Raw genomic sequence first — 16668 nt, 5'->3', positions numbered from 1 at the left:
TAATTGTAAAGCGGCAGTCATGGAGCAACAATAGGTATCTATGGAAAGTCAAAATTATGACTGGGAAATGCGGACTCACACTAGGTAAATACGCGCCTCTTCACAAAGGGCATCAATTGGTGATTGAAACAGTTACGTAGGGTGCGTTATGCCCTTGGCTAACGCACCATCCCAATACTTGCGGTGCGTTACGCTTCGCGGTAACACACCTACGAAAGTGTTCTTAAGCAGCGTTTATTCTTTGCAAACCAGTGTAAATATTGAACCGTTCTCCGCGCAGGAATCCAATTAAGGTAATCCCGAATTCCTTGGCGACAGAAACCGCCAAACTACTGGGAGCTGAAACAGAACAGACAATGGGAACTCCAGCAGTTGTAGACTTTTGCAAAATCTCAAAACTAGAGCGTCCGCTAACTAGGACAATACAATTATTTAAAGGTAATTCATCACTGAGCAAAGCTGTACCAATCAATTTATCCAAAGCATTGTGTCGCCCAACATCCTCCCACAGGTTTAACAGTTGTCCTTGAGCATCAAAGATAGCCGCAGCGTGCAAACCCCCTGTTGCAGTGAAAATACCTTGAGCAGCCCGGAGTTTGTCTGGTAGGCTGTATACGATCTCAGGTGTTATCGTTGGTCCAGAAGAAATTACTGGACATCCCCGCAGACGCAAAGCCTCAAGGCTAGCTTTACCACACACCCCACAGGCGCTACTTGTGTAGAAATGGCGCTCCAAAGGCTGTAAATCTGGAATCAACCCATCCCGCAGTTCCACATTTACAATATTATGGCGCTGCTCACCATCTACGCAGTAGCTGATACGTCGGATATCTTCTCTGCGGCTAACGACTCCTTCACTGTAAAGGAAACCAGCTGCTAGTTCAAAATCTGCCCCTGGTGTCCGCATTGTTACAGCTACCGTCTTCTGGAAAGGAACAAGACGAATTTCCAAAGGTTCCTCAGTAGTGAGATGATCTAAACGAGGCCGTACTTGACCTTTTTCCACTACCCAAACAGTGGCTTTGGTTTTGCTTTTAGTTGGCATTCTCATATTTGTAAAAGTTGGTGAATTGAAATTTTGATACTAATCTGGAAACAAAGTAATGCTATTTATATGTCAGATGTCAGGTTGATGCTTACCAATTACTTTGTGCAGTTGAGCTAGATCGGCTATGTTTCTGTTTAGGAATTAAAATGAACCTAAGATTTTTGGCTTTCAGTAAAATTTTATTTGCAATAGTCTTTGTAATTTTCCTTGGTTTTACAGGATATTTAGTGGCTAATAACATTAGTCGGAGAGTAATTGAAAAATCTCTTGCTAAACAAGTCATATCTACGTCTACCGTAGGAAAAAGTTCTCAACTACAGAAACTTTTAAATGAGATAATTGTAGAACAGAAAATACCTGGTGCAGTAATGTATATTACTACACCTAAAGGTTCTTGGCTGGGAGCATCTGGTGTTAGGAACTTGTCAACTAAAACCCGGATTAAACCCACAGATGGCTTTTCTATTGCCAGTATGAGTAAAACTTTTATGGCGGTGGTTGTGCTGAAATTAGTGGAACAAGGGAAGATAGAATTAGACCGAGCGATCGCAACCTACTTACCAAGAGACATCACTCCTCATATTGTCAACAGCGATAAAATTACAGTTCGTCAACTGCTTAACCACACTAGTGGTGTCGCTGAATACCTAGAAACAAAAGAGTTTATTCAAGCTACGGCGAAAAGAAGTCGCTCACAGCCTTGGACAGCCAGAGAAGCTATTCGGTATATGTATCAAGAAGAACCGCAGGCAAATCCTGGAGAAAAATTTATTTATACTGATTGCAACTACATTCTTTTGGAACTGATTGTTGAAAATATCACTAGGGGAACTCTCGCCCAAGCAATCCGCAGTCAGATTTTAAAACCATTAGGATTAAAACATACCTTTACGGAATTGCGCGAACCAACAATTGGAGAAGTCGCTACAGGTTATGGCGATCGCAATAAGGATGGTAAGCTAGATAGCTACGCCGAAGTCAATGATGGTAATGGTTTGGGAGATGGTGGATTGGTTTCAACAGCAGAGGATTTAGCCAAGTTCGCCAAAGCGTTATTTGTCAAAAAAACCTTACTTTCCTCAAAAATGATGAAAGAAATGCTGAAATTTAAAGATAATAGCGCAGACTATAGCTATGGGTTGGGTGTAGAAAGGTTTTCATCTCCTTTGGCAAAAGCAATTGGGCATAGTGGTATAGCTTATGGCTTCGCAACATTGCTTGCATATTTACCCAATGAAAAAACCATTATAGTAGTGCTGCTAAACAATCAGAATGTTGATATTAAATCAGTAGCTAGGACAGGTCTGGAAGTTGTCGAGAATAAATGATCCTAATTTGTAATTATGCTTGTAGGGCTGGCATTTTAATAATTTAAAATGACGCTCGCGGACTCGCTAACGCTGCGCTAACAAAATTCACACATTAAAGACATTTTCAGACTCTTATTTAAACCCTAACTGAAACTGATCGGAGGCGGAGTGGCTCTGACTTTGCAAGAGAGGGGTCTTAAACCCTTTAATTTACGATAAATTTTCTGGGTCAATGTTCAGTTCTCGCAATTTGGCTGCTAGGCGTTCAGCGCGTTGTCGTTCTTGTTCAGCGCGTTGTCGTTCTTGTTCAGCGGCTTCTTCAGGTGTGGGAATTAGATTTCCTTCCGCAGTGAAATAGCGCAATTTATGTTCATAAACACCCAAGTACAAATTTAATTGCTGACTCCACAGCCATCCTTGAGGATTAGGTTCTATCGGTTCATAAGTCCCGCCAATCAAGATAAAGCCAGCAAATTCTAAATTATTGGGATCGAACCAAAAATATTCTGGTGTGCGAAAGATATCTTGAAAAATTTGTTTTTTCAAACCCTTGTCAGTTGCCGCTGTAGAATCCGAGAGGAACTCTACAATTATGTTAGGATATTTCCCGTCTTCTTCCCAAACAACCCAACTTTTACGAACTTTGCGTTCACATCCCAGCACTACAAAAAAATCGGGACCCCGGAATTCTTCTGACCGCCGCTGGCGTTGACTGTAGTAAATTGTTAGATTACCCGCAGCGTAAAAGTCATTGCGATTTCGCCACCACAATTCCAAAGATTGTAATAGCAGAATTATTTGGCGTAGATGTAATTCACTTTCCAAAGGTGGTTCGTCACTATATAAATCCCCTAGAGGAAATATTACATCATTTGGGAATTCAAAATCTTTGGTGGCGGACATGGCTGAAAGTTTTAGGGTGATATGGGTGATAAAAACTTACCGTAGCAGTAGTTTGAGTTTTAACATCTAGGTTTGTTTTTCCAGACGCACGATCGCATTATAATCACGAACTCCTTCAAGCGATCGGCTAAAGGAGATTTCATATCTCGCAAAGAGTCAAACCACTCAAATAAAGGATTTATACCGTTATATGTTAAGTAATTCTTGATTTCCTTTGCTTGAGCTTCCATAATTTTTAAAGCAAGTCTACATACTTTAAATCGTATCTGGGTCAACACCCAATTCTCGCAGTTTTGCTGCTAGGCGTTCAGCACGTTGCTTTTCTTGTTCAGCACGTTGTCTTTCTTGTTGGGCGTGTTCCGCTTCCCACTGGGCAATTTCTTCAGGTGTGGGCATTAACTGTCCTTCCGCATTGAAATAGCGTAATTGATTTTCATGAACGCCCAAGTACAAACTTAGCTGCTGACTCCACAACAATCCTTGTGGGTTGGGTTCTATAGGTTGATACGTACCACCCACCAAAATAAACCCAGCAAATTCTAGATTCTTGGGGTCAAACCAGAAATATTCAGGAGTGCGAAAGATATCTTGATAAATTTGTTTTTTTAAGCCCTTGTCGGTCGCTGCGGTTGACTTTGAAAGCAGTTCTATAATCAAATTCGGATATTTGCCATCTTCTTCCCAAACAACCCAACTATCACGGGGTTTGCGTTCAGTATTTAAAACGACAAAGAAATCTGGCCCCCGAAAGTCTTCGGATTTACGCTGGCGTGGACTGTAATGAATGCTAAGATTCCCCGCAGCAAAGTAGTCATTAAAGCGATTGCGATCTCGCCACCACCAATCAAGACATTTTATTAATAGCAGCATTTGCTGCAAATGTAAGTATGTTTCCAATGGTGGTTCGTTACTTTCTAAATCCCCTGGTGGAAATATAACATCTTCTGGGGTTTCAAAATCTTTGGCGACAGACATGGCTGCAAGTTTTGGAGTGATGTTAATTTGAACGTCGCAATCGGAAAGCGTTAATATTAGGTTTGCTTTTCTAAGCGTACTATTGCATTATAATCAGGAACCTTTTCAAGCGATCGCTTACTGTCACAGACGCTACTTTAAGTTTTAACATTTATCTTTGCTTTTCATACATCGAAGCAGACATTTTTGTAACTAGCAATTTCAGTTATCTATATCTGTCTTATGTAATAAGTTCTATACCTACCCTAAGTAGGGTTATCTATCTGTATTTGTTCGTTAAGTTGTATGAAGCACTGAAAGCAAATTTGCTCAGTAAGTAACTGAGGAAATCAGAATACCCTTAACTTAGTTGGAGTTTTTTATGACTTACACAGTTGATGAAGCAACAAAACCGGCTTTAGAAAATTTTAAACGCTTTGATGTAGACACTCAGCTAGGCTTACTTTGGTTCGGTTATTTGGATCTTAAAGAGCAGCTACAGCCTGCACCTCCTGAAAGGATAGAAGTCCCTGCTAAAGCAGTGTTTGACAAATTCCTGGAGTTGTCTCCTGAACAGCAACTACAAGGGCAACGCGACATTATTAATGGTGCAGCTAACGAGATCAGCCAAGCCTATAATGCTCTAAGTGCCAATGCCAGATTAGACGTTTGGCTGCTGCTGGCAGAAGGTATGGAGGATGGAAGCATTATTCAAGTTCCGTCTGACTATCAACTACCTGGTGAAACGGATGAATTTGTTGCATCGATCAAAAATCTAGAATTTGAGCAGCGGATTAATTTCATGCTGACTGTGGTGCAAGCAATGGGTTAGTCAAGTCCAATAACTTTCAATAGCTTTCTAGAATTGGGGATAACTCAAAATATGCTAGTTAAGCTAGACCTGGTTGTTTTTGCTCTACTTTAATAGTGGTTAACTTAGAACTACCGCAGAGATACTCATCTTTGCGGTAGTCTTGATGCGAGTTATATCATGTCCGCTAGATTAGACATCTCCGAAAAAGAAGATAAAAGCCTTGTGCAGTCAGGGTCAATACATCATTTCTGGAGATGTCTATTAGTTATTATTCCAGGCATCTATGCAAAAATCTTAAAACCCTCTTTCCCCCTGCTCCCTGCCCCCTGCCCCCTGCGCTTTTAATGATAAGTTTTTTACCGAATATCATATTATATCATGTCCGCTTGATTATACCAATTCAATTAATGATTGCAATAGACATCTCCGAAAAAGAAGATAAAAGCCTTGTGCAGTCAGGGTCAATACATCATTTCTGGAGATGTCTAATACATCCTTGGGTAAAGTAAAGACGCGATGAATCGCGTCTCTACAAATGGTCTATTATTTGTCGCATTCTTTTTCCAACCGCACGATCGCATTATAATCGGGTACACCTTCGAGCGATCGCTTACTTTTATCTAGTAGCACATTCCCTTCTGGCCAATGTACTTGCAAGTTTCCTGACTGAATTGGCGCAATGTAGACTTGACAGCATAACTCGCCTAAATCATTCTTAAGAATGACGCGATCGCAATCTTTTAAACCTAACTGTGCAGCATCAGCAGCATTCATTAACACCGCCTCTCGCATCGCCCCAGTAATTGCATCCTTGCGTTCCTGCACCATACTATTAAATTGTTTGCCTCGGCGCGTTGCTAATAAAAAATAACCTTCTGGTAATTCTCTTTGGCGTGGCAATAATACCCCAAAGTGTGCCTTCCCATCGGCTGTCGGGAAATTCCAACCAAAGCACAAATGTGAGCCACCATATTGAAACTGATCGCCAGCTTGCTGTAAGTGTTGAATACCAGCATATTGCGGGACGACTTGAGCAATTTCTTGACGGATAGCAGCTGTGTCAGCAAAAGTCAGCTTATCTGCCAAATCTGGTTTTACCCGCCTTGCCAATTCTAAAAATACTTCCCACTCAGGACGCGCTTCTCCAATCCGCGGCCCCGGAATTTCTGGACTGAAAATTACCCGGCGTTCGGTGTTAGTTTCTGTAACTCCTCCTGGGATTTCGTAGCGAGTTGTCGCAGGTAATAGCACCACAGTATCAGCAGGTTCCACCAACATTTGGCTGGAGAGAACAATATCTATATGTACCCGTAGAGGTATTTGCTTCAGCGCTGCTTCTACATAATCTGGTTCTGGCAGCACTTCTAAAAAATTCCCACCCACAGAAAACAACACATCTAAATTCCCCTGATGTGCAGCGTGAATCATTTCTGGAGCAATTAAACCTTTACTTGTCGGCACTTCAAAGCCCCAATGTTGACTCAATTGGACAGCATTTTCTGGAGTGATGGGTTTACCACCAGGAAATACTGTGGCGTAACATCCCATCTCTGCACCACCCTGCACCCCAGAGTGACCGCGAATTGGCATTAAACCGCAGCCTTCCCGACCGACAAAACCTTTGGTAAGAGCTAGATTAATGATACTTCGCACGTTATCTTCGCCGCATTCATGCTGAGTAATGCCCATACTCCAAACAAATACGGCTTTATTAGCTTCTTTGACCATTTTGGCAAAGGCGTACATTGACTCGCGGGATGTACCAGAAAGCCGTTCTAATTCTTCCCAAGATTGATTTTCTAACGATGCTTTGAGTTCAGCAAAGCCAACTGTGTATTCATTTATAAATGACTGGTCTACCCAATTGTTAGCAATTATATGTTTAATAGTGCCATTTAAAAATGCTATATCCCCGCCCATATTAATTAAGAAGAAGTCTTCGGCAAACTTTGTACCGAAAACAGCACTTTCTACAATTGAGGGCACCCAGTAGCGCTCCATTCCTGGCTCCCGGTAAGTATTAATAACTACAATCTTAGTGCCAGCTTTCTTGGCATAATGGAGATACTTAACAGTAACAGGCTGATTATTGGCAACATTGGAGCCAATGAAGACTAATAAATCAGTGCCAATCCAGTCTTTATAAGAACAGGTGGTAGCCCCAGCACCCAAAGCAGCTTTCAATCCTGCTGTACTGGGAGAATGGCAAATGCGGGCAGCATTATCAATATTATTGCTTCCCATTGCTCGTACAGCTTTTTGGGTGGTATAATAAGTTTCGTTGACAGTACCACGACTGGTAACATAGAAACTGAGACGGTCTGGTGTAGTAGTGCGGATGCGATCGCTAATTACTTCTAAAGCTTCATCCCAGCTCGCACGGCGAAAGCCTTTTTCCCCGCGTTGACGAATCATTGGGTAAGGAAGCCGTCCCAAGTCTCGTAATTGGGCACTTTTTTGCTTTTGCAACTGCGAAACATCCTCCAATAGCACAGGGTCAAAAGCTGGCATCGTATTCATCCGCAACAACCGCAACCGGACATTGCAAAGATGAATACCATCTAAAGTCCAATCCTTCATCCCGGTTGTTCCGAGAGCACAACCATCGCAGACACCTTTATTTAAGATATTCCACGTGTATGGTAGTTTGTCACGAGACAGCCAAATTGCCCGAAATACCTCCCAATAGTTGTTAGGGTACTGTTCGCCAATCCCGAAAGGCTTCCAAGTTGCCCAATTTGAAGGTGTCCAGTGCTTTTTGGGTTTAGGTAACATGATGCAATGTATGTAAGTGGCTGGATTCTCTTAGGCTAGCGTTTTAAGTAGCATTTAAGTAGCAGGCGGTTAAAAATCTATGAAAGGAGATGAAGACTGAGAAGATTAACTTCTTGTCTCTTAATGACAATTTGAACGTTTATAAGTACAACTTCAACTGTAATAATAACAGCTTAAGCGTTACTTATAGCACTTGGAAGTCCCTTAACCACAGCTTGAGAATCGATAATAACAGCTTAAGCTGTAGTAACAACAACTTAAGCCTTACTTATCGCACTGTGCTTATTGATAAATATGGTTTAATTTGTAATAATAAAAGCTTAAACCTTACTTGTCACAATAGGAACGTTATTAACTACAACTTCTTCTGTAGTTATAGCAAAGTGCTGAGTGCTGAGTGCTGAGTGCTGAGTGCTGAGTGCTGAGTAAAAACCCAGTTGCTTTAAAGCTTTGAGCAATCAACACTGTCCTAACCTATGTGGCTACAGCTATACTACAGCTTTAATTTTTTAACTTACAGCGTTTAGTATAGTGATAACTGATGAGCCGTCAACAGAGAATAGTTTCTAAATTTTAAAGCAATAATTCAAATAAAAATCCCTGCCACAGGGGACAAGGATAGCAGTTTTTAGCTATAGCTTATCTCTTATACTAATTCTCTGTGAAGTTGCACATTATTTTGACCCCTCCCAACCTCCCCAAGACATCGGGGAGATGCCGTAGGCGGTGGGGTTCTTTCTATGCGTCTTCATAAAGAATTGGTATTAGCCCTCTTCTATCACCTTGGAGAAAGAAAAATAAATGTAGGTTGGGTTGAACAAAGTGAAACCCAACTTTTCTAAGGTCTTTGGGTGTTGGGTTTTGTTCCTCAACCCAACCTACGTCTAAATTGTTGAAGGAGGCAGGAGGCAGGAGGCAGCTATGCGAAGGAACAATTGGGAGAGGATTCAGACCCCTCCCTTTTTGTTTGCGCCGTATAAACGGTGAGGTCTTAAACCCCTGCTCCCAAGGCGTCGCGGCAGGAGGTAGATAGCGCAGCGTTAGCGAGTCCGCGAGCGTCGGGCAGTTTTCCCCCTGCCTCCTGCCCTCTGCCTCCTGCCTTCTTTGATAAAAGTCATGAGAAATAAGGGTTTTAAATTTTTCTCTACCGATAGTGATTAAAGAGGGATTAGCTAACAAAATCTTTGTGGGCAGCGACAAGCATCTGAGCTTGTCTTAAAACGTTTCCGAATAAATAAAAAGGAATCTGCCAAGCTGCAACGGTAACTTCTTTGACTATATCTTGTACGCTAATTGCAATTAATTCATGCTCTGGTGGCTCTCCCTCAATAGTACTAGACCAAGTAAAAGCTAATAAGAAATCATCGTCTCCAGGCAAGGTTGCAATCAAGCATTCTTCTGGTGTTGGCTGGCAAATAATTCCATGATCGTTTGCAAGTTCTACTAGTCTTTGAAATCTGCTTACGTTTTTCATTTGTCTTTGGGATGTAATTGAATTTCAGTTGTAGAAAAAATCATATTTTTATCTCCATAACTCAACTTAGTTGCTTGATACCATAAATTATGAATTACGAATTATTAAGGAGTTATTGGAGTTAGATCGGGCTTAAGTCCAAAATCTTATCGCGATCGCCTGGTTGTATCAGCAACAATTGTTACTGTTTTAGAAAAAGCTAGACTACCTACTTTTTCGGTTTACCCTATTTAAATACACCTCCCTTTATTACCATTTCAATATTGATGCCTTAATCTCACCCAAGCTGACGCAGTGCATTGAGAATTGCGTAGACGCAAATTAAAATCTGTCTTCCGACGGTATAAGACTCAATTCGAGCAGCCAAATTAACATGGCTGCCAACAACTGTATATTGAGCGCGTTTTTGCGAACCAACATTCCCCGCCACAGCCTCGCCTGTATTAATCCCAATTCCCATTTCCAGAATTGGGAAATTCATTTGCTCCATTGCCAATTGCATGGCAATAGCACAGGCGAACGCTCGTTGAGAATCATCTTTGCGACTAATTGGCGCACCAAATACCACAAAAATTCCATCACCCATAAACTCATTAATCGTGCCTTTATACTGGTTAATCACATCTGTCATTATTCCCAAATAAAGATTCAAAATCTTTACTACTTCTTCAAATGGCAATTCTTCAGAAAAAGCTGAGAATCCTCTTAAATCAGATACGAGAACCGTAAATTTTCGGTATTCTCTCCCTAGCTTTAACCCAGAAGCAGGGTGGTTTCATACGAAAAAAGAAAAATACATAAGTCTTGATTTCTCGTGAAAGTGGCATGGCTTTTTCCCTCACTTCCATTCCTCTCCCCCCGTGGGGGAGAGGCTTTGAAACCCAGTTTTAATTTTTCTTTGCTTGTATGAAACCACCCTGCCCTAGCTTTAACCCAGAAGGAGTTTCGAGGATATTGGCGACGATTTCATTAGTTAGATAGCGACCGAGGGTTTTTCGCATCTCGGTAGCACTTTGGGCAATATACTGAGTGAGTGCGATACCTTCAGTGAGCTTCGCTAACGCAGAACCTGCAAAAGCCAACAATGAAGGGATAACGGGAATCCACCAACCAGCCAAAAACGCCAGAAAACTGCCAGCCGCAAGACTTACACTAACAACGATCGCATAATATTTAGAGACGCAATTAATCCCGTCTGTACAAGAGTTAGGAGTTGGGAATTCTCCCTCAGCCTATCCCTACTCAAATATATGGTGAAACATCTTCACCGCATTTATCTGCTAAATAGGAGAGGGCACGGAAACGTAAGCCTACCAGTTGCTCATATAACGGGTTAATTTTACACATCGGTGGAATATGCACAATCTTGCGTCCAAATAAGGTGATATCTCGTTCAAAGGGACACTGGGCGGGAATCATTTTACACAAAAAGCGGGCTACCCTTGGGTCTTGGATATCTAGCCCATCAAGCCAGTCTTGCAGGGAGTGTAGGGCATTGATTTGACGCTTTGTCAGCCCAGTGCTGGCGATAGTGGGGATAATTTGCTGTGGGTATTCCAGAGTGTGGCGAAGGGCTTCTAGTAAATTCTCTGGCTGTTCCAAAGCTTGACAGAACTGTTGCAGAACCTCATCTTCGCTGGGAGAATAAGTACCATCTGCGATCGCTACCATCACCGCTGTCCTTAAGAAATTTTCCGCGGCTGGTGTACCTTTACCCAAGGCTGCGGCTAATTCCTCTGGGGTAATTATCTCTAGAGAGTCGCATTTAATCTTAGGAGCTAATTCATTTTTGGTGATGCTGGCAATTAATTCCTGTTCTTGATCGTCAAAATTACCATCAGCCCAAGCAATAGTAAGCAGTCCACGCAACCAAGCGGCAATCTGTTCGCTGCTGTAGGGGGATTGAACAATACTTGTCATAAACTCACGTCTTAAGCTTTCCTCAGTCACTACTACGCTACCCTAAGCAGTGACTATGAAGATAGTAGAAGCAGCACAGAAAAATAAATCAGAGAAGTTTTCAAATCGTAATAGTCGGTCTTAAGGTAAAATCCACTTGTAAGATTGTTGAGAAGTTTTCTACTTACTTAAAGTGAATTTGATTGGAGTATCTCAAATATTCATAAGGTTCAAGACTGTAATTTGCGCCACAGAATGATGGAGTTTTCTAAGTATGCGAACCTGCCAGCTAAATATCGCTGAAGCTTTTCTCTAATGAATCGTTTACTGATGTTATATCATGTCCGCTTGATTAGTTATTATTCCGGGCATCTATGCAAAAATCTTAAAACCCTCTTTCCCCCAGATCACTGCGCTCTTAATGATAAGTCTTTTACCGAACATGATATTACTTGCTTCTCTATAAGATTGCGATCGCTTGGCATTAGTGAAATTAGTTAACTCTAAAAAATTAAGGTATATATAATGTTTTTCTTTGGCATTGAACATGAAGTCGCTTTCTTGAATAATGAGGGAAAGTTTGCTGATTTTTCCCACACAAAATTTGCTGATTTCAATCAAATTATTGAAAGGCTACCTACATACCCCAGTGACTATCCTCAACTCCGTGTTGGCGATGCGGGTATTAAGATGAAGAGATGGTACATTGAGGGATTTGAAAGATTTGCAGATTCTGATGAAGTGATAGACTGTCATGTTAAAGGTATTGAAATTAGAACAACTATCCATTCTAATATTCAAGGCGCTATTACTGAATTATCAGAAAGTTTTGACTTGCTACGTGAGGTTGCCGCTGACTTTAGCTTATCACCAGTTTTGGTTAGTTTCAATCCCTACAATCCAGCTTTTGAGCCTCAACCCCCATTAAACAATTATGAAATCAAACAGTTAGAAGCTTATCCTGACGAACAAACTGCTAATATTCACATGGTATCTTATGGGCCAGATTTAAATATTTCAGTGGCAGATTTGTCAACTAAAGATGTGATTGATATTGGCAGAAAGTTAACTTATTACAGTCCCTATATCGTTCCTTTTAGTTATAGTTCTCCCTTTTATAATGGAGGTTTATGGGATGGACTATCGGTACGAACATTTATCAGAACTGGAAAAAGACCAGCTACTCTAGTTTTTGTTCAAAAAGAAGAACAACTGATTAATAGCATACCTGCCTTAACAAAAATTGCCCGGATTCCGGCTGAAGTGGGACGCATTGAATTTAAGGCTTGTGATAGTTGTGATGATTTTTTAATCTATGCAGCTTTGCTGATATTATTGAAAGGTTTGGTGTTAGATAAAACCTTGCAAGGTAGAGCAACTGTACCCGATGCAGCATTACACCAACTTTCTGCAAAAAAAGCGTTTGAAAACGAAGATATTTTTGAGAATGCGACAAAAGTCTTACAAGCAGCCGAAGTTGCTTTAGAAGATGACCCAGATGTTCATTATTTAACGCCGTTAAAAGTGCTGCTGGCAAAGCGAAAAACAAGATCCCATGAATTAATAGAAATGTTCCATCGCCTAAGTTCAATAGAAGAGGTAATAAGGAACACTTATCAAGTTTAAAGAAAAGATTTATTTTTTTCCTTTTATGAAAGGGGATTAAGGAGAATCTTTATATAAATTAATACTTTACAAATATCCTCTCAGGTGCATATTACTTAAATTCTTTTGATTGGATAAAGTCGAGCTAACTGAACATAAATAGTGGAATCATTAACCTGCCAAAACCAGATTAAGTCGATATACCTAGAGACTGATTTTATTACAACTAAAGATGCAGTCAAGTTCATTCTAGAGATTGATGCAGACGTTCGCTTTTTCCAAGTAAAAGTGTAAACAGGGAACCGGAAACGAAGAATTTCAATTATGAAATCTAATGATTTTGCTAAAAAGTTAAGGTGGTATTTGCTTATTATCCTTTACTAACCCAATGCAGAAAGACAAAAGAGATTTCTTCGTCAGGTTCGTTTTTGAAGAACTTTTAAATTGAAGCGGAGCTTGCCAGTTTTATTAGTGCTTAAAAGTGCTTAGTAAAGATATATACTTACGCTCTTTCAGTAAAAGTTCTGCGTTGTAAAAGCTGTTATCGAGGATTTCCAATGAAGACGATCGCTTCTGTTTTATCTATTTTACGTCCAGTACGTTTTATATTAGTGGCTTTTACTTGTGCCCTGGTATTATTCTCTAATGCTTTTCCTGCTTTTGCAATCGATAGCTACCAAAGTAATCCCACCGAAGGTACTACACAACTGCTTGACATTCAGGCCAAAACTGATGAAGCCGCTAAAGAACCACCAGAAGGATTGAAAAAGACTCAAAAGGAGACTAACGAAGGACTTAATGAGGTTCAAGGAGCGGCTGATATTGACAAGCAGAAGCGTCCAGAAAATTCCCAGGGTGCTACCTCTGTAGAAGAAAATATAAAGAATGTGTTGGACAAAGTTACAGGGAAATAACAGATTTAATACCTTAGTAATTTTTTGGTAGTAATGGGTGATTGCATCAAAGCAGTGACCCATTGCTACTTTTTAATGTGGCGATCGCAATTTACAATTAAATATAAAAATATGTTCATCCCTATTAAGGTGTAAGTATAGCTATGGAATGTGATGATTAATCTCAACTCATGAATGTTTCCTTTGGTTGATGTGGAGCGTGTGGAAAATTTGGCAAATTAATAGATAAGTTTGCTTAGGGATGGAAAACAATGCGTGCGATAAACATTGGTTTGACAGACGAACAGCGTCAAGGTGTAATTAATCTGTTAAATCAAGATTTGGCAGATGCCTATTTACTGCTGGTAAAAACCAAAAAGTACCACTGGGATGTCGTAGGTCCTCAGTTCCGCTCTTTGCACCAGCTTTGGGAAGAACACTACCAAAAACTGACTCTAAATATCGATGCTTTGGCAGAGCGGGTTCGTGCTTTGGGCGGTTATCCAGTTGGCTCATTGGAGGGATTTCTCAAGATTGCTACCCTCAAGGAACATGCTGGTAGTGTACCCACTGCCACAGGAATGGTAGCTAATTTAGTGGACGATCACGAGCAGGTTATTCGTAATTTGAGAGACCATGTGGATCAGTCTGGTGAAAAGTTCCACGATCAGGGAACTGCCGACTTTTTGACTGGACTACTCGAACAGCATGAAGAGATAGCTTGGATGCTGCGTTCATTTATTGAAGGCGAAGCAATAGATGCAGATGGTAGACAGCCAGCAGCAGGGGCTAAGACTCCCGTAGGTGTATAGCTTCACACTCATACATCTGAGTTAAGGATAGCTGCATGTGAAATCAATTGAGGGAGGACCGATTCTTCCCTCAATTGATGTGAAAGGATTAATCTGCCTGCATCTACTCATTCACCCTGCCAGTTTTGGATTTTAGAATTGAAAATTGGTTCATGCGCCAACGCCACTTGACGCCAGTCCTCTCAAGTCGGGAGCTCCAACCATACGGCTGGCTTCTTTATGCCAGGGAATCCCTCTACCGCAGTGGCTCCCCCTGATGAATGCAGTCAATCTAAAATCCAAAATTGATCGATCATATCATCTTCATTGCAAAAAGAAAATAATACTAATACAAGGAGTTTTTAAATGCCAGAAGTATATAAAGCAGAACGTACTATTTCTGCTGTATTCAAAGAGCAGAAGCAAATTGATGATGTAATTCAACGTTTATTAGACAGGGGTGTGCCTAGAGATCGTATTTCGGTCATGGGCAGGAATTTTCAGTCAGAAACCAGAATCGCTGGCTTCATTAGTAAAAAAGATGTGATTCTCGGAGGTTTGAGAACAGGAGCAGTTTTTGGTTCCTAGTTTGGTTCCTTTCTCAGCTTGCTTACGGGTGTAGGCGTATTGTTTATTCCCTTTGTCGGCCCAATCGTGGCAGCAGGTCCTATTGGTGCAGTGCTGTTGGGGGCTGCTAGTGGAGCGATCGCAGGTAGTGCAGGTGCCGGTCTAGTATCAGTTCTAACTACTTTGGGAATGCCAGAAGATAAAGCGGCTATCTACCAAACTCGCTTACAAGCTGGCGAATTTTTCGTAATGGCAGAAGTTCCGAGCGATCGCACCGGTGAGTTCCAATTGCTGCTCGAAAATGCTGGTGGCGAAGAAATTCACACAATTGAGAAAACTCTGGCTCGTTCTTGTTCTGGACAGTGCAACAGTCCCGCAGACTTGTCTCCTGAAGTTCGCGCTCATCTTTCTGATGAAGCCCAGAGTACATTCATTGAGCGCTATAATGCTGTATTCAAAGAAAAAAGTGACGAACTCGCAGCCGAACAAGCTGCTTGGGAGACTATTCACCAGCAATATGATGAAGATGAAAATGGTGTCTGGTCTAAAGTTAAGATCAAAGCATGAAGAAGGCAAGGGGCAGGAGGGATACAATTTAGTAGTGGCTTCTCTACCAGACGCACAAGAGACAGACCCCCACCATATTGCAATCCAACTGTGGCAAAGATATTGGTGTTCTTAACTTAAACACTTGCTGAGGACAGTATTCTTCCTGTAATAACTGCCTTCTCCCAAGGGGAGACGCTAAAAGCGATCTGCCTCCTGCCTCTGTTGTTAAACTACTCTGCAAAACTAGATATCAGGCATTTATAATAGATAAATTATCCAATATTATGGGGTGGGCTTTTTAATCTATCCCACAAAAAGAAAGTATATTGGCAATAAGATTGGAATATATGTACACATTTATACGTATTTAGACAGGCATCGCACGTAGATAGGAATTGCCTAGTGGGCCTAGTTTGCATAACTTTGGGTACATTACCGCAAATGCGCTGATATTTTAATTTCCCTTCTTCATAAATTCCGCAAAAACACCGTTACGCTATTTGCGTTTGCGATCAAAACTTAGAGCATCCAGTTTATTAGGGCGTATTTATGACCAACCCTGTAAAGACGGTTATCCAAGTCAATCTGGAGATGGCTCTAGAAGTAGCTCAAGAATTGGAGCAAGCTCCATACACTCAACTCGGTGCTTATTGTTTAGAAATTTTACGGGAAATCGGATGTGCTGGTACTGAACTCCCTGTTAACTTACAAACTCGCGATCAGCAGCTAAACTTCATTACAGGCTTTGCATCTTATGCTTTTGGGGAGGTACAAAGTGTATAAAGCATTAATTGATGATATATTTTCTGATTCGGAAGGGGCAGAAGAAACTACTTTTCCTGCCACAGATGAAGATTTATTAATCTTAACAGAAAAATTTTTAGGGTTTGAAATTCCTTCAAAGGTTTTCTTGCAAGCGATCGCTATTGCTGATTACGACGGTGCAGCTGCTTTTCGCTACGTTGATAATTATTTGATTACTATCAAAAATAAGAAGAAACGTAAGCAAAAGAAATTACTTGTGTTAGGTTATTCGACTAAGTTTGAAAATAATTGACGTGCTTATTCACCAGCTAACTAAAAACC

At 41.0% G+C, this 16668-nt stretch carries 14 protein-coding genes and 3 pseudogenes; 8 read left to right on the top strand and 9 right to left on the bottom strand.

Annotated elements, in window-relative coordinates; translation table 11 throughout:
- Window positions 1-223: 223 nt before the first annotated feature.
- On the bottom strand, window positions 224-1051 hold the full coding sequence (gene fdhD / locus V7K41_RS06480; RefSeq protein WP_334846566.1) for a formate dehydrogenase accessory sulfurtransferase FdhD: 828 nt from the start codon (window positions 1049-1051) through the stop codon (window positions 224-226).
- A gap of 143 nt (window positions 1052-1194) precedes the next feature.
- Here fdhD and V7K41_RS06475 point away from each other — a divergent pair, with 143 nt between their 5' ends.
- Window positions 1195-2376, top strand: a complete 1182-nt coding sequence (locus V7K41_RS06475; RefSeq protein ID WP_334846564.1) for a serine hydrolase domain-containing protein — start codon at window positions 1195-1197, stop codon at window positions 2374-2376.
- 192 nt (window positions 2377-2568) lie between these two features.
- Here the strand turns inward: V7K41_RS06475 and V7K41_RS06470 are convergent, their stop codons facing one another.
- Genes V7K41_RS06470 through V7K41_RS06460 form a run of 3 tightly spaced genes read right to left on the bottom strand, consistent with a single transcriptional unit; the run spans window position 2569 to window position 4236 of the window.
- A complete protein-coding gene (locus V7K41_RS06470) occupies window positions 2569-3261 on the bottom strand; it encodes a Uma2 family endonuclease (RefSeq protein WP_334846563.1) in 693 nt (230 codons plus the stop codon).
- Window positions 3262-3320: 59 nt separating this feature from the next.
- On the bottom strand, window positions 3321-3491 hold the full coding sequence (locus V7K41_RS06465) for a hypothetical protein (protein ID WP_334846561.1): 171 nt from the start codon (window positions 3489-3491) through the stop codon (window positions 3321-3323).
- A gap of 25 nt (window positions 3492-3516) precedes the next feature.
- Complete coding sequence (locus V7K41_RS06460; protein WP_334846559.1) at window positions 3517-4236, bottom strand: Uma2 family endonuclease; 720 nt, start codon at window positions 4234-4236, stop codon at window positions 3517-3519.
- 361 nt (window positions 4237-4597) lie between these two features.
- Here V7K41_RS06460 and V7K41_RS06455 point away from each other — a divergent pair, with 361 nt between their 5' ends.
- Window positions 4598-5047 (top strand): orange carotenoid protein N-terminal domain-containing protein, encoded by a 450-nt coding sequence (locus V7K41_RS06455; protein ID WP_334846558.1) that lies wholly within the window; start codon window positions 4598-4600, stop codon window positions 5045-5047.
- Window positions 5048-5572: 525 nt separating this feature from the next.
- Here the strand turns inward: V7K41_RS06455 and V7K41_RS06450 are convergent.
- From V7K41_RS06450 to V7K41_RS06430, 5 genes and pseudogenes are all read right to left on the bottom strand, one after another.
- Entirely contained in the window at window positions 5573-7804 is a 2232-nt protein-coding gene (locus tag V7K41_RS06450; RefSeq protein ID WP_334846556.1) for an FdhF/YdeP family oxidoreductase, read from the bottom strand.
- Between the two features lie 1168 nt (window positions 7805-8972).
- Complete coding sequence (locus V7K41_RS06445; protein WP_334846554.1) at window positions 8973-9278, bottom strand: hypothetical protein; 306 nt, start codon at window positions 9276-9278, stop codon at window positions 8973-8975.
- Between the two features lie 319 nt (window positions 9279-9597).
- Window positions 9598-10041, bottom strand: a pseudogene (locus V7K41_RS06440) (adenylate/guanylate cyclase domain-containing protein); the annotation flags it as partial.
- A gap of 157 nt (window positions 10042-10198) precedes the next feature.
- Window positions 10199-10438 (bottom strand): annotated as a pseudogene (locus V7K41_RS06435) (hypothetical protein); the annotation flags it as partial.
- 82 nt (window positions 10439-10520) lie between these two features.
- Window positions 10521-11198, bottom strand: a complete 678-nt coding sequence (locus tag V7K41_RS06430; RefSeq protein WP_334846552.1) for a Mo-dependent nitrogenase C-terminal domain-containing protein — start codon at window positions 11196-11198, stop codon at window positions 10521-10523.
- Between the two features lie 504 nt (window positions 11199-11702).
- Between V7K41_RS06430 and V7K41_RS06425 the strand changes: the two genes are divergently transcribed.
- The 6 genes and pseudogenes from V7K41_RS06425 (at window position 11703) to V7K41_RS06400 (ending at window position 16639) form a co-directional block, all read left to right on the top strand.
- Window positions 11703-12803, top strand: a complete 1101-nt coding sequence (locus V7K41_RS06425; protein ID WP_334846550.1) for a glutamate--cysteine ligase — start codon at window positions 11703-11705, stop codon at window positions 12801-12803.
- Window positions 12804-13339: 536 nt separating this feature from the next.
- Window positions 13340-13696 carry a hypothetical protein gene (locus tag V7K41_RS06420; RefSeq protein WP_334846548.1) on the top strand — a complete coding sequence of 119 codons (357 nt, stop codon included), beginning with the start codon at window positions 13340-13342 and terminating at the stop codon, window positions 13694-13696.
- A gap of 251 nt (window positions 13697-13947) precedes the next feature.
- Window positions 13948-14487, top strand: a complete 540-nt coding sequence (locus V7K41_RS06415; protein ID WP_334846547.1) for a Dps family protein — start codon at window positions 13948-13950, stop codon at window positions 14485-14487.
- Window positions 14488-14832: 345 nt separating this feature from the next.
- Window positions 14833-15600 (top strand): annotated as a pseudogene (locus tag V7K41_RS06410) (ChaB family protein).
- A 531-nt stretch (window positions 15601-16131) separates the two neighbouring features.
- Window positions 16132-16365 (top strand): hypothetical protein, encoded by a 234-nt coding sequence (locus tag V7K41_RS06405; protein WP_094352841.1) that lies wholly within the window; start codon window positions 16132-16134, stop codon window positions 16363-16365.
- Window positions 16358-16639: a hypothetical protein gene (locus tag V7K41_RS06400; RefSeq protein ID WP_334846546.1), complete on the top strand. Its 282-nt coding sequence runs from the start codon at window positions 16358-16360 to the stop codon at window positions 16637-16639. Before V7K41_RS06405 ends, V7K41_RS06400 begins: the two co-directional genes overlap by 8 nt.
- Window positions 16640-16668 lie beyond the last annotated feature (29 nt).

Source organism: Nostoc sp. (genome assembly GCF_036917415.1).
GTDB lineage: Bacteria > Cyanobacteriota > Cyanobacteriia > Cyanobacteriales > Nostocaceae > Nostoc.
The sequence above is the reverse complement of the archived record's forward strand: the minus strand, read 5'-3'. Positions and strand labels throughout refer to the sequence as shown.